Source organism: Micrococcus antarcticus (assembly GCF_044872765.1).
Classification (GTDB): domain Bacteria; phylum Actinomycetota; class Actinomycetes; order Actinomycetales; family Micrococcaceae; genus Micrococcus.
The window spans coordinates 1,389,580-1,402,416 of the sequence record NZ_CP085253.1; the positions used below are offsets into that span (position 1 = coordinate 1,389,580).

The window sequence follows — 12,837 nt, forward strand, 5'->3', positions numbered from 1 at the left end:
CTCAGTACTCGATGATCTGACGCACCGCACGGCCATCGGCCAGCTGGTCCATCGCTTCGTTGATGTCGTCGAGCCGCATGGTCGCGGAGACGAGCTTCTCCACCGGAAGCCGACCCTCACGCCACATCTGCTCGTATCGCGGGATGTCGCGAGCGGGCACAGAGGTGCCCAGGTACGAGCCGATGATCGTGCGGGCCTCACCGGTGATGGTGAGCGGGGAGATCTCCGCCGTCTGCTCCGGCGAGGGAAGCCCCGCCGTGACGGTGCGGCCGCCCGGCGCCGTCGCGTTGAACGCCGTCGTGAAGGCCGCCGGATGGCCGGCGCACTCGACGGCGTGGGTGGCCTTGATGCCGCGCTCCGCCATCTCTTCGGGTGAGTAGGCGGCATGCGCGCCGTAGCTGAGGGCGAGCTCCCGCTTCTGCTCGGACATGTCCACCGCTATGATCTCCTGCACACCGCTCGCCACCGCCGTCAGAAGGCAGGCGACCCCGACGCCGCCGAGGCCGACGATCGCGATGGAGTCCCCCTCGTCCGGGGCCGCGGCATTGAGCAGGGCGCCGCCGCCGGTCAGCACGGCACATCCCAGGACCGCAGCGACGGCGGCCGGCACGTCAGAGCCGACGGGCACCACGGACTTCCGATTCACGACCGCGTGGGTCGCGAATCCGGAGACGCCCAGGTGGTGGAACACCTCGTCGCCGTCGCGGTGGAGTCGGACCCCGCCGCCCAGGAGGACGCCGGCGTTGTTCGCCTCCGTGCCGGGGGTGCAGGGCAGGCGACCATCGGTCTTGCACGCATCGCATTCGCCGCATCGAGGCAGGAACGTCATGACGACCCGCTGGCCGATCTCCACGTCGTCGACACCCTCGCCGAGCTCCTCGACGATCCCGGCGGCCTCGTGGCCGAGCAGCATGGGGACGGGCCGAACACGATGACCGTTCACCACGGAGAGATCCGAGTGGCACACGCCCGACGCCTCCATGCGGACGAGGATCTCGCCTGCGCCCGGGGGATCGAGCTCCAGGTCCGAGACGGTGAGGGGACGGGACGAGGCGTACGGCCGCTGCCGGCCGATCTCCTCGAGAACAGCTCCACGGATCAGCATGTGAGCGCCTTCCACGACGGGGATGTGTGATGTAGGCCTCAGGGCCTCCTCCCATCCCATCAGCGCTCCCCGTCAAGCGCTATAGACATCCAGTCCATCTCTGACCAAATAGAGTTGGCAGAGTGACCACTGACGTCCTCGACCACCGCCTCCTCCGAGCCCTGCTCGACACGGCTGCCGACCTCGCGGAACTGGCCGACACCGAATCCGTCCTGGCGTCCATCGTTCGGCGCACTCGGGCCCTCGTCGGAACGGACATGGCGTATCTCAGCCTCAATGACCACGCAGCAGGTGAGACGTACATCCGCCGGGCTGAGGGCGTCGTGACCCACGCGTACCGGACGATCCGCATGCCCATCGGCACAGGAGTGCTCGGGAAGGTGGCGGAGGGTCTGGCACCCTTCCAGAGCCTCGACTACTCCAACGACCCGACGATCACCCACATCCCCCAGGTGGACCACGCGGTGCAGGCCGAGGGCGTCCACGCGATCATGGGCTCACCCCTCGTCGTCGACGGCCGACCGCTCGGCGCCCTGATGGTCGCCGAACGTCGCGCCCGGAGGTTCACCCACTCCGAGGTGACCATCGTCGAGTCACTCGCCAAACATGCCGCCATCGCGATCCAGAACGCACATCGCTACACGGAGGCACTCAGCGCCGCGGGGCGCGCGGACGCAGACCGGGATCACGAACGCCAGTCCCTGCGTGAGCTCACTCGCCTGGATGAGCTCTCCTCGCGCCAATGCCAGTCCCTGCTGGAAGAGCCCAATGAGACGGCCGTGCTCAATCGGGCCGCCGAGCACCTGGGGGTGGAGGTGGAACTCCTCTCCCCCGAACGTCCGACGTCGCCGCTGCGGCCCGCCCCCGCCCTCCCCTCGCGTCACGCGGCGGGCGTGGCTCACCAGGTCGAGGCGCCGGACGGCTGCACTTGGACGCTCGTTCCCGCAGATCGGGATGCGCGCGACTGGCTCGCCGTCCGCCGCGCCCTCGACCCTGCCGAGGAGAAGGCCCTGGTCAGGACCGCGCAGCACCTCCTGCTCGCACGACGGCTCCGCAGCGCGCGGCGCGCCACCGAGCTCGAGGCGGGCGCCGGCCTGCTGGCCGAACTCGTCGATGATTCCGCCGGTGGAATCGTGCGACGGCGTCGGGCGCTCGCCGAGCTCGGCCTGCGCGAGGATTCACAGGTCAGCTTGGCCATCATCGATCTCGCCGCCGTACCCGAACCCCAATTCGCCGAGCGAGTGCTCTCACCCGTGGCGGGAGTGCGCCTCAGCGCTCCGTGGGGAGGCACATGGTGCGTGGTCGGCGACCGCCCGGATGTGCCTGCCCGCGTGGAGGCGGCAGTTCGGCATGCGACGGAGGCCGTATGGCAGATGGCCTTCCTTGGGCCGGGCGAGCACTTCCGCGATCTGCCGGGAGCGTTCCGCACGCTCGAGAACGCCCTCGCCGTCAGCCGGGTGGCCGGAGGGCTCCACGCCGTGGACGCGTCGACCGTGGGCGCCGTGGGCATGGTCCTCGCCGGGGCCGGCGAGGCGAGCAAGGACGTGACGACCCGCCCGCTGACGCCGTTGCGCGACCTGCCGCCCCAGCGTGCCTCGGCACTCCGAGAGACCGCACTGGCCTACCTGGACGCGGGAATGAACGTGGCCGAGACGTCCCGTCGACTCTTCCTCCACCGCAACACGGTCCTTCAACGACTGGAGCAGCTCGGCGCCGTCCTGGGTTCGGACTGGCACACGCCCCCGCGATCGCTCGACCTCCATCTCGCCCTGCTCTCGGCAGCACGCGACGACGGCGGCGCCCCGGGCGCACCACCCGCGCGAAGCCAACCCCGTCGTCGTGCTGAGGAGCTCCGCCGTTCCCGGCAGCGGACCCGGGAGTGACAGCCCCTACCCTCGGGACTCATCTGCGCACCTGACCCTTCTGACCCGGCCACAGCCGCCGAGAAGGGTCAGATGCGCAGAAGATTCCGACTCCGGTGCGGGGCCATGACCGCCTCCATGCGGCGGAGGATGGTGAGCGGAAGGACGAGGGTGCCGTACTGGTTCGGCTTGAACACGCCCCGCAGCTGATCCGCGATCCCCCACACGAAGTTCGAGAGGTTCTGGGGAGAGGGCATGGTGGCAGAGCCTTTCGGAGCACGGCGGTGTGGCAATCGGCCTCATTCTGGCACTGAAAAGTCGCACGCCTGATGCCTGAGAGCCAGGTTCCGAAGAATTCTTCGGATGAGGAGGCCGGCACCTCTTCGACCGACCCCCGGAGGCCCGAATCCGAAGTTTTCTTCGGCCTCCCGTGTCGACACGCCACCGCAGCAGTCGAACATCACCGATTCCGAAAAATCCTTCGGATTTCAGCTGCTCATCTGCCACGATAGAGCCGTGGCCACCACACGCGCAGTCTCCTCCGCCGCGGCGCTGATGAAGATCAGCGACCGCGTCCGCGCCATGCGTAAAGAGCTCCTGCTGACCCAGCAGCAGCTCGCAGACCTGGCGGGAGTCTCGGATGCGACCGTCCGCCAGATCGAGCGCGGCACCGGCAAGAGCACCCTGAAGTCAGTGCTCTCCGTCATGGAGGTACTCGGCCTCGAGCTCGAGGTCACCGGTTGACGACTCCTGCACTCGAAGACCTGAAGCGCGTCACCACCGCGGACGTCTACAAGGGCGGCGTCCCAGCGGGGACACTCACCCGCGATGAACAGGGAACCATCACCTTCCGCTACCTCGAGGGGTACGCCGGCGACCCTGTGGCCTCCACGCTGCCGGTCGCCCAGGACCCCGTCACCGCCGCCGGAGGCGGGCTCCCACCGTTCTTCTCAGGGCTCCTGCCCGAGGGGCACCGCCTCACCGTTCTGCGCACGGCGGCCAAGACCTCGGCCGACGACGAGCTCACCCTGCTCCTGGCCGTCGGCACGGACGCGCCCGGCGATGTGCAGGTCGTCCCTGCCGGCGACCGACTGCGCACGGAGGCCCCCGTCGCCACGGACGATCCGCAGAACCTGGACTTCGCCGTCCTCGCGGGAGTGCCTGACCGTAACGCCCTCCCCGGCGTCCAGGCGAAGGCTTCGGCCTCCATGGTCAACGTGCCCGTGCACCTTCAGGAGCACAGCGCCCTGCTGAAGTTGGATCCACCGAACCACCCCCACCTCGTGGTCAACGAAGCACTCCATCTGCGTCATGCCGCGGCCCTCGGCATCCCCGTGTCCGAGCACTCGGTGATCCACGACCGTCACGGACGGGCAGGTCTTCTCGTCCGCCGATTCGACCGCACTGCAGACCGCTCCGGCGAACGAGCGCGCCTCGCACTCGAAGACGCCGGACAGGCCCTCGACATCTACCCGGCACAGAAGTACAACGTCACCACGGAGGAGGTCATCGACGTCCTGGCCGGCCTCACTCCGCATCGACTCACCGCCACGCGCAACCTGTACCTGCAGTTCCTCTACGCGTGGTTGACGGGCAACGGCGACCTCCACGCGAAGAACGTCTCGGTGCTGCAGTCTTCGAGCGGCCGCTGGAGCATCGCCCCGGTGTACGACGTGCCCTGCACCGCCCTCTACGAGGACATGACCATGGCGCTGTCCGTGGACGGGCGCACGAGGGCCCTGCGTCGGCGCCATTGGGATGCCCTGGCTGCGACCATCGGCCTGCCCCAGCGCGCCGCCCGTTCCGCCATGACGGTGGCCATGACAGCAGCTGCGAAGGTGGACCTGTCGGCCCTGCCCTTCACCGGTTCGCCGCTGAAAGGCGCCGAGTGGGAACTGCGCCACCGCCGTTACGAGCTCGAAGGCTGACCAGCGTCGTGGACGGAACATGCCCGTTCCACGTCTCCACCGATGACCTCGTCGCCGCTCGCATTCACGACGTCCGCGATCTGACCCACGGACTCCAGCTGGTGCCAGCCCTGCCCGAGAACTGCCCCACATGCTCCCGCCACAACGTGGACACCGGCTGCGACGCCTCCATCAGCTCCGCCCCCTCGCGCGGCGGCATGACCGCCACGTCCGGGTGGACGTCGCCCACGGTTTGCACGGGTCGGAGGTCTGACGCCGGCCTCTCACCGTTCGTGTCCAGACCCCTCCACAGCGTCCTCACCGTCAGCTCAAGACGAGCCGGCCGGAGAACAGCCCCCTCTCGGCGGAGTCCAGCTGGCCGCACCAAAGGCCACGCCCCGGCCTCACTCACCCCGGCACGACTCAACGACGACATGCCCTCCTACACCTACCCTCGGGAATCGTCTGCACATCTGACCCTTCTGACCCGGCCACAGCCGCCGAGAAGGGTCAGATGCGCAGAAGGTCTCTGGCACACGCCCCCACCGCCCCGCACGTGACAAATACACGCCACCAGCCTTGCGTATCTCGGTGAGGTCTGCCTTACTGGGTCTCGGACCCCCGCCGGAAGGACCCCCATGGCCCACGCCTCCACGCACCCCGCCCATCCGCTGCCGCCCGTGGCGCCCCGTCGTCTGCTGCTGGCCCAGCGGCTGCTCCGCGGCGAGGGCTCCGTCGAGGTCACGGCCTTCCGCGCCGGCGAGACGCTCACCACGGCCGTCCACGGCGTGAGCGCGGACGGCCGCCTCGTGGTCGCCCACGTCCCCAACCTCCTCGGCTCGCTCGGCGCGTTCCACACGCCCGCGCCGCTGGACGTGCGCGTGGACGTCCTGCGCGACGCCCTGGACCTCACGGTCCCCACCCGCCTGGCGTCCGTGCATCTGCTCGGCACCCTGCGCTGGTGCCGGGACTCGGCCGAGGTCGCGGAGCTGGGGCTGCGCGGTCGCGTCGAGGACCTCGTGGCCGACGTCGGCCCGCGGGTGCGCGTGGGCGTCGTCGAGACCCAGCGGATCCTGCTGCACGACGTCGACGGCGTCGCCGTGTTCTGCCGCCACACCCTGCCGCTCACGTCGCGCGGACTCGTCGACCAGGCCGAGCTCGCAGACCTGGCGGACGACGTGCTGGGCACCGCCCCCGAGGTGCTCGCGGACCTGGCCGACGCCGTCGCCCTGGGCCTGTTGCCGGGCGAGAGCACCCCGTTGCAGGTCGGCACCGGGCCCCTGCCCGAGTCCCCCGCCCACGCCCTCGACGCGGACGAAGCTGGAGTGACCCTGCTGCGCGTCCGCGACGGCGAGACCACCGCGGTGCACGTGGCCCTGCCCGGTGCGGGCCGGCTCGACCACAGCCCCCGGCACGCCTGGCGGCGACTGCTGGACGCGATCCCGGCGCGGGTCGCCCACCCCTGAGGCCACGGCCCCAGGCCGGCCTCAGCTCCGAGACGGGGCACGCCCGGGCCCTCGCCGACCTGCGGCGGAGACCCGGGCGTACGGCGCGACCGGCGGGAAGGTCAGTCGATCGTGTAGGTGGCGCAGGTGGCCACGTCCGTGACCTCGATGCCCTCGGCGGTGCAGGCGAGGTCGGCGTTGTACGTGCACTCGAGGCGGTGGCACGCACCAACGGTCGAGGCGCCCTCGGTCACCGGGCGGCGGACGTCCAGCTGGACGAAGGTGCCGCAGCCGGGTGTGCGGTCGGAGCCGGCGACGGTGATGGCCAGGGCGTTGCAGGACGTCTCGGCATTGAAGGCGCAGGCACTGGCGGCGCAGGTGCGGACGGCGGTGGTCATGGCGTGATCCTCCCGGTTCGGGCCCGCCCCGGGCCGGGGCGGCGCTACTGGAATCGAGATTACTCCGGCCCACGAATAGCACAAGAGGGGTGAGCCTTAGTCGATAGACGATTAGCGCAAATGAATTTTGCGCATTGTCGTGTTTCGTATGGACCGACGTCGCGCCCGCCGGCCACCCCACCTCGCCGTCACCGCCCGGTCACGTCCGCGTCACCCACCCCTGCCACCCTGCACGGGTGACCTCGCACACCGATCCCGCGCACCCGATCGCCCACCCCGTCTCCCGCCGCACCGTCCTCGGCGGGGCGGGCCTCGTCGTCGCCTCCGCGGCACTGATCTCCACGCCGGCCGGCACTGCCCACGCCGCCACCGGCCCGACCCCCTTCACGCTCGGCGTCGCCTCGGGTGACCCGTGGCCCGACGGGGCCGTGATCTGGACGCGCCTGGCGGTGGACCCGCTGGCGCTCGACGGTTTCGGCGGCATGCCGGACCGGTCGTTCCCGGTGGAGTACCAGGTGGCCAGGGACGAGCGGTTCACGCGCGTCGTGCGCTCGGGCACCGTCGCCACGGACCGCTCCCGCGGGTACGCGGTGCACGTGACCCTGACGGGGCTGCAGCCGGGCCGCGAGTACTTCTACCGGTTCCGCGCGCTGGGGCACCTCTCCCGCACGGGCCGCACCGTCACCGCCCCGGCCTTCGGCTCCTCCCCGGAGCACCTGAGCCTGACCGTGGCCTCCTGCGCGAACTGGGAGCACGGCTACTTCACGGCCTACGGACACATGGCCGCCGAGCGCCCGGACCTGATGGTGCACCTGGGCGACTACTACTACGAGATCATGCCGTACGGGTACCCCGTCTCCTCCGGCGTCCCCCGCGCGCACAAGAACGGGGAGTCGCGCACGCTGGCCCAGTACCGGGCCCGCATGGCGCAGTACAAGACGGACCCGCACCTGCAGGACGCGCACGCGGCGGCGCCGTGGCTGGTGATCTGGGACGACCACGAGCTGGAGAACAACTGGGCGGACGAGAAGCCCGAGCTCTGGGACCCGAACTTCCTGGCCCGCCGCGCCGCCGCCTTCCGCGCCTATTACGAGAACATGCCGCTGCGCGCGTCCTCGGTGCCCCAGGGCATCGACCTGCAGCTCTACCGGCGCATCCAGTGGGGCGACCTCGCCACCTTCCACCTCCTGGACACCCGGCAGTACCGCTCGGACCAGGCCAACCTGGACCTCATCAAGGTGGTGGGGGCCGAGGCGAAGGACCCCCGCCGCTCCATCACGGGTGCGGAGCAGGAGGCGTGGCTGCGCGAGGGGTTCAAGACCTCGACGGCGCGCTGGGACCTCATCACGCAGCAGGTGCCGTTCGTGCAGTACGACCGCAGCGCCGGCCCGCTCGTCTGGGGCGACATGGACTCCTGGGACGGCTACGTGGCGTCCCGCGAGCGCGTGGTGGACGCCTGGGTCGAGGCCGGCGTGCGCAACCCGGTGGTGCTGACCGGCGACATCCACGAGGCGTTCGCCTCCGATGTGAAGCGGGACTTCAACGACCTCTCCTCGGCGCCGGTGGGCGTGGAGCTGATCACCACCTCGATCACCTCCGGCGGCGACGGCTCCGACGCGGCGGCCAAGGCCCTGGAGTGGAACCCGCACATCACCTTCAACAACGACCTGCGCGGCTACCTGCGCCTGGACGTCACGCGGGACCTGCTGGAGGCGCGCTTCCAGGTGCTCGACTACGTGAGTGAGCTCGGCTCCTCGGTGCGCACCCGTGCGGTGTTCGGGGTGGCCGACGGCGAGCATCGCCTGCACACGATCCAGGCGTGAGGCGGGCGGGGCCGGGGCGGGCGGGGACGCGGCACCGCCCGCCCCGGCTCAGCGACCGGTGAAGCGGGTCATCCAGGCGAAGGGCCCACGGGTGCGGTGCGCGTAGAGGACGAGGGCGACCAGCAGGGCCCCGAGGGTTCCGACGATCAGGTCCGTCATGGTGTCCGTGTTGCCCTTCTGGGTGTGCGCGCCGAGCACCTGGTCCGCAGTGAACTCGGCCACCTCCCAAAGCAGGGCCACGAGCGAATGCAGCGCCACCACCGTGAGGACCTCGAGCCCGGGTGGCATGGCCAGGCCCCGGCGGGCGGCGGCGAGACCCAGGAAGAGGACGCAGCCCAGCGCGATGGGCACGCCGGAGTAGAAGTGCACCACAGTGTCCCACCAGGGCCAGGCCGCGTATCGGCCGAGGGCGGCGCCCATCCACGGGGCGGCGATCAGCAGAGCCGCGTACATGGCATGCAGGGACGGGGGCAGGCGGACCCGAGCGGCGCGTTCGACGGCGATCGGCACGGGGACCACCATGGCGATCTGCACGCTGAGCACGGCCGCCTCCCGGTCCCCCTGCGCGGCGAGGACGGCGGCGCCGACCAGGAGGACGAGCGCGGCGAGGATCAGGGGCGAGCGCCGCACGAGGGCCCGCTGACGGGAGCCGGGGGCGGGCCGGGGCACGGTGACGCCGGGGGCGGGAGGGACGTCGCGGCTCATGGTGCTGAGGGTAGCCGGGGCGTGGAGGCGGAGGGTGGTGGAGCGGTGGTCAGCGGAACATTCGCAGGACGTCGCCCCGGCCGAAGGTGGTACGCCGGTAGACGGCGTTGTAGGCGGCCCGCTTCGGGTCCCACAGCCAGCCCATGCCGGGACGGCCCTAGCCAGGAATGAGGGCACGCTCCACGGTGCGCTTGGCGCGCCCGGTGGTGCGAGCCTTGAGCGACTTCATCAGGGACGGCTTGCGGAATCCGATCTTCATGGGGTGAGGCTGATGGGCGGGGTGGATTGACGAGGCGAGGTGATGTCCCGGCGTGACGGAGGCGCTGAACGAGTCCGGCAGGATGAATGCATGTCCTCCTTCACCTGGCTCGCCGTCGATCGGCAGCAACACCGTCAGATGATGGAGCTGGTGGGCCAGTTCCGGGACGCCTCCACCGCGGACAAGTCCCCCCTACGCATGCGACTCTGACGGGGTCCGACGCTATGACGGGTCGCTGCGCAGCCCGACCGCTCAGTGCCCGATGTCCATTCCCACCTCCATCCTGAAGGGATCACTCTGATGAGGTCACCTCGTTCCTCCCTTCCCATCGGTGCAGGCATAGTCGCGGCCGGCCTCCTGCTTGCGGGCTGCAGTGCCCCGGAGGCGGTGGAGGGAGCGCAAGTGCCGTCTCCTGCAATGACTGCCTCGGTTCAGGCCGGGAAGGAGTCAACGGCCCACTCCGCCACACCGGAGACGTCGGCGGAGGAGACTCAAACCCTTCACGCGCGGTACGTCAGCTACAGCACTGCCGAGGACGTTCAGCAGGCGTCGGACTACTCGGTTGTGGGCCGGGTGATCGCATCTCGGGTTGAAGTCTGGGACCTCATGAAGGAGCCTGGCGCGGTGCCGAACCCCAAGGACCCGGAGCCAATGGCCCTTCCCTCAACCGTGTACACCGTGCAGGTCGAAACGGTCGTCAAGGGTGATGTGCAGCCGGGTGAGACCCTGGAGTTCAGCATCTTAGGCGGGGTCAAGGATGACCAGAAGTTCGAGCTGAGCGGCGCTCCGGTGCTGACCGCGGGGGCCGGAGACCTGTATCTCTTCAACCTTGTAGACGCGGGGTGGTATCCGACGCCGGTCAACCTACAAGAGGGCGTGCTTGCGGTCGAGCAAAATGACGTCCTGCCAGTCACGGGCACAGAGTTGTCGCAGACGGAGCTCGCCGTGCTCGAGGAGTCCGTGTCCGAGGCCCGAGCAGACTGAACCCCGTCGGATCGGCCCACGTGAGGTGCCTCCCCGAGCGGGCGTCCGAGTGAGGGTGCACCAGTCCCATTCAGCGCCCGCTGCGTCCTGACCTCGGAACGAAACCCAGGGCGCTTCAGTCATGCGCCCGTCCCACCCCGGGCCCGGGATCCTGTCCACACGCCTGGAGCCGGATGCCCCTACAACCTCACACCTTCCCCTTGAGGAGGCGGTTCCAGTAGATCCGCGGCTGGCCGAACCGGTCGAACACGGCCGTGCTCCGGCGGGGCTTCGTCACGTCCACGCCGGGGATCGAGCGGTCCTCGGAGCCGTCCCGGACGTGCTCGTCCAGGACCAGCTCGTCGCGGCTGACCATCACGGGGATCACCGTGTAGCCGTCGTAGCGCTGCAGCTCGCCGCCGTCGTCCGCCGCCTGGATGTTCTGCGCCAGGGCCTTGACCTGCTTGCGCAGGGCGCCGCCGGAAGGCCGCGTCTGCACCGACGCGGCGTCGCCGAGGGCCCACACGTGCGGGTGCCCCCGGTGACGCAGGGTCTCCGGGTCCACGTCCGCGAGCCCGGCGGGGCCGCCGTCGCCCAGGCCCGCCTCCGCGATGAACTCGGGGGCATGCACCACGGGGGTCACGTAGGCGGCGTCCACCCCGTCGATCCGCTCGCCGGTGCTCAGCGTCACCGTGCGAGCCGCGTGGTCCACGGCGGTCACCTCGGCGCCGGCGTGCACGTGGACGCCATAGCGCACCACGGCGTCGGCGAGGGCGTCGTCGATGGTGGGGCGGTCCAGGATGCGGTCGTAAGGCGTCACCAGATGGACGTCGACCTCGCCGAGGATCCCCGCCCGCTCCCACGCCGCGCATGCCAGGAACAGCGCCTTGAGCACGGTGCCGCCGCACGAGGACGGCTCGGCCGGCACGTTCGCCACCACGCGGTCCCCCGCAGCGACGCCCGCCAGGAGCCGACGCGCGGGCTCCACGTACTCGGGCACGTGCGCGCTCGCGGCCCAGCCGGCCCCGTAGGCCGCGCGGAGCCCGTCGATCGCGCTCCACCACGGGGTGAGACCCGGGCACAGCACCAGGTGACGGAAGCCGACGGTGAGTCCGGTCGACGTGGTCGCGGTGCGCGCCGCGGCGTCCACGGCGGCCACGTGGTCCGGGATCCAGTCCACACCGTCCGGGACCACGGCGCGCATCGACCGCTCGAACCCGGCCATGTCCGCCTGGCCGCCCGCGGCGTAGTTGAGCATGGGGCGGTAGCGGTGCACCTGCTGACCGTCGGCGACGGCGATCCGCCCCGCCCCGTCCTTGAGGAGCTTGGCTGCGAGCGAGATGCCCGCGTTGCCGCCGCCGACGATGAGGACGTCGTATGTCGTCGTCATCGCGATCAGCCCGCCAGTCCGAGCAGGCGCAGCTGGTCCGCGTACTTGCGCATCCCGACCTCGACGGCCAGCGGGTTCTGCGCATACCACTCGAGATGCGTCTGGCGCATCTGCTCGTCCGGGATGAGCTCCCCGCCCACGCTCCAGTCCTCCGTGGGCTCGGCTTCGAGGTCGAGGGCCTCCACCACCGAGGCGTGCAGCGGCGCGCGCACGCCGCCGAGCAGCACGCGCGTCTCCGGCACGGGCTGGACTTGCACCTCGAAGGGGAACTGCTCCGCCGTGCGCTCGGCGACGCGCGTGAGCACCACATTGGTGGGGTGGTTCACCGTGTAGAAGCCGGTGCCGCGCTCCGCCGCCACGATGTCCGCCATGCCGACGGTGCGCTTGGCCTCCTCGCGGGCACGCAGCGCCTGGACGGACGCCGCCGCGGCCGCGCGCAGGGCCTCGGGGGCCACCTCGCGGCGCTGGCCGGTGGCGGCCTCGGCGAGCACGCGGAGGTCGTGGTAGGGGACGACGGGCGGGTCCTCGCCTGGCCGCTCGGCGGCGCCGGGTGCGAACTTCCAGTTGCGCAGGGTCACCTGCCACGGGAAGCGCGAGGTGTCGTAGACCACCGGGATCCGGACCACCGGGGCATCCTCGGGCAGCTGCGCGATCAGCTGCTCCGTGCCGATCGGCATGCCGCGGTAGTCGTGGGGGATGGGCTGCGTGACGAGGGCGCGGGTGCGGGTCAGCAGGCGCTCGAGGTGCTCCACCTCGTCCGGCTGGATCTCGAAGGCCGGCGGGACGCGCACCGTGTTCAGCCCGGAGTCACCGAGCATGGCCGTGCCCGGCTCGCCGCCGAGCAGCCGCCGGTACGACTCCGCCTGGCAGTTGCCCCACACGAGCAGCAGGTCCCCCTCCGGCAGGTCCTCGAGCCCGTAGAAGTGCCCGTAGTGCCGCAGCCGGCCCTCGTCCCAGTTCGCCACGTGCGTGCCTCCGTC

12 protein-coding genes are annotated in these 12,837 nt (G+C 70.7%); 6 read left to right on the forward strand and 6 right to left on the reverse strand.

The window, feature by feature from the left end:
• Nucleotide 1 precedes the first annotated feature (1 nt).
• A complete protein-coding gene (locus tag LG274_RS06435) occupies nt 2–1,105 on the reverse strand; it encodes an alcohol dehydrogenase catalytic domain-containing protein (RefSeq protein WP_404463481.1) in 1,104 nt (367 codons plus the stop codon).
• 122 nt (nt 1,106–1,227) lie between these two features.
• Between LG274_RS06435 and LG274_RS06440 the strand changes: the two genes are divergently transcribed.
• The gene (locus LG274_RS06440) at nt 1,228–2,988 is read left to right on the forward strand and encodes a helix-turn-helix domain-containing protein (protein WP_404463483.1); all 1,761 of its coding nucleotides are present in this window, start codon (nt 1,228–1,230) and stop codon (nt 2,986–2,988) included.
• Between the two features lie 68 nt (nt 2,989–3,056).
• On the opposite strand, the gene LG274_RS06445 is transcribed toward LG274_RS06440, so the two are convergent.
• Complete coding sequence (locus LG274_RS06445) at nt 3,057–3,224, reverse strand: type I restriction-modification system subunit M N-terminal domain-containing protein (protein ID WP_298985163.1); 168 nt, start codon at nt 3,222–3,224, stop codon at nt 3,057–3,059.
• A 259-nt stretch (nt 3,225–3,483) separates the two neighbouring features.
• Between LG274_RS06445 and LG274_RS06450 the strand changes: the two genes are divergently transcribed.
• From LG274_RS06450 to LG274_RS06460, 3 genes are all read left to right on the forward strand, one after another.
• Nucleotides 3,484–3,711 carry a helix-turn-helix domain-containing protein gene (locus LG274_RS06450; protein WP_223247472.1) on the forward strand — a complete coding sequence of 76 codons (228 nt, stop codon included), beginning with the start codon at nt 3,484–3,486 and terminating at the stop codon, nt 3,709–3,711.
• The gene (locus LG274_RS06455; protein ID WP_404463485.1) at nt 3,708–4,895 is read left to right on the forward strand and encodes a type II toxin-antitoxin system HipA family toxin; all 1,188 of its coding nucleotides are present in this window, start codon (nt 3,708–3,710) and stop codon (nt 4,893–4,895) included. Before LG274_RS06450 ends, LG274_RS06455 begins: the two co-directional genes overlap by 4 nt.
• A gap of 617 nt (nt 4,896–5,512) precedes the next feature.
• Nucleotides 5,513–6,340, forward strand: a complete 828-nt coding sequence (locus LG274_RS06460) for a hypothetical protein (protein WP_298985169.1) — start codon at nt 5,513–5,515, stop codon at nt 6,338–6,340.
• A 101-nt stretch (nt 6,341–6,441) separates the two neighbouring features.
• Here LG274_RS06460 and LG274_RS06465 read toward each other — a convergent pair whose 3' ends face one another.
• Complete coding sequence (locus tag LG274_RS06465) at nt 6,442–6,717, reverse strand: DUF1540 domain-containing protein (RefSeq protein WP_020624892.1); 276 nt, start codon at nt 6,715–6,717, stop codon at nt 6,442–6,444.
• 236 nt (nt 6,718–6,953) lie between these two features.
• On the opposite strand from LG274_RS06465, the gene LG274_RS06470 reads away from it, so the two are divergent.
• Nucleotides 6,954–8,540, forward strand: a complete 1,587-nt coding sequence (locus LG274_RS06470) for an alkaline phosphatase (RefSeq protein ID WP_298985181.1) — start codon at nt 6,954–6,956, stop codon at nt 8,538–8,540.
• 48 nt (nt 8,541–8,588) lie between these two features.
• On the opposite strand, the gene LG274_RS06475 is transcribed toward LG274_RS06470, so the two are convergent.
• Entirely contained in the window at nt 8,589–9,245 is a 657-nt protein-coding gene (locus LG274_RS06475; protein WP_404463488.1) for a hypothetical protein, read from the reverse strand.
• Nucleotides 9,246–9,921: 676 nt separating this feature from the next.
• On the opposite strand from LG274_RS06475, the gene LG274_RS06480 reads away from it, so the two are divergent.
• Nucleotides 9,922–10,488 carry a hypothetical protein gene (locus tag LG274_RS06480; RefSeq protein WP_319074453.1) on the forward strand — a complete coding sequence of 189 codons (567 nt, stop codon included), beginning with the start codon at nt 9,922–9,924 and terminating at the stop codon, nt 10,486–10,488.
• Nucleotides 10,489–10,675: 187 nt separating this feature from the next.
• On the opposite strand, the gene LG274_RS06485 is transcribed toward LG274_RS06480, so the two are convergent.
• Complete coding sequence (locus LG274_RS06485) at nt 10,676–11,857, reverse strand: FAD-dependent oxidoreductase (protein ID WP_248117424.1); 1,182 nt, start codon at nt 11,855–11,857, stop codon at nt 10,676–10,678.
• Between the two features lie 5 nt (nt 11,858–11,862).
• Nucleotides 11,863–12,822, reverse strand: a complete 960-nt coding sequence (locus LG274_RS06490; protein ID WP_404463491.1) for a WcbI family polysaccharide biosynthesis putative acetyltransferase — start codon at nt 12,820–12,822, stop codon at nt 11,863–11,865.
• Nucleotides 12,823–12,837: the final 15 nt, after the last annotated feature.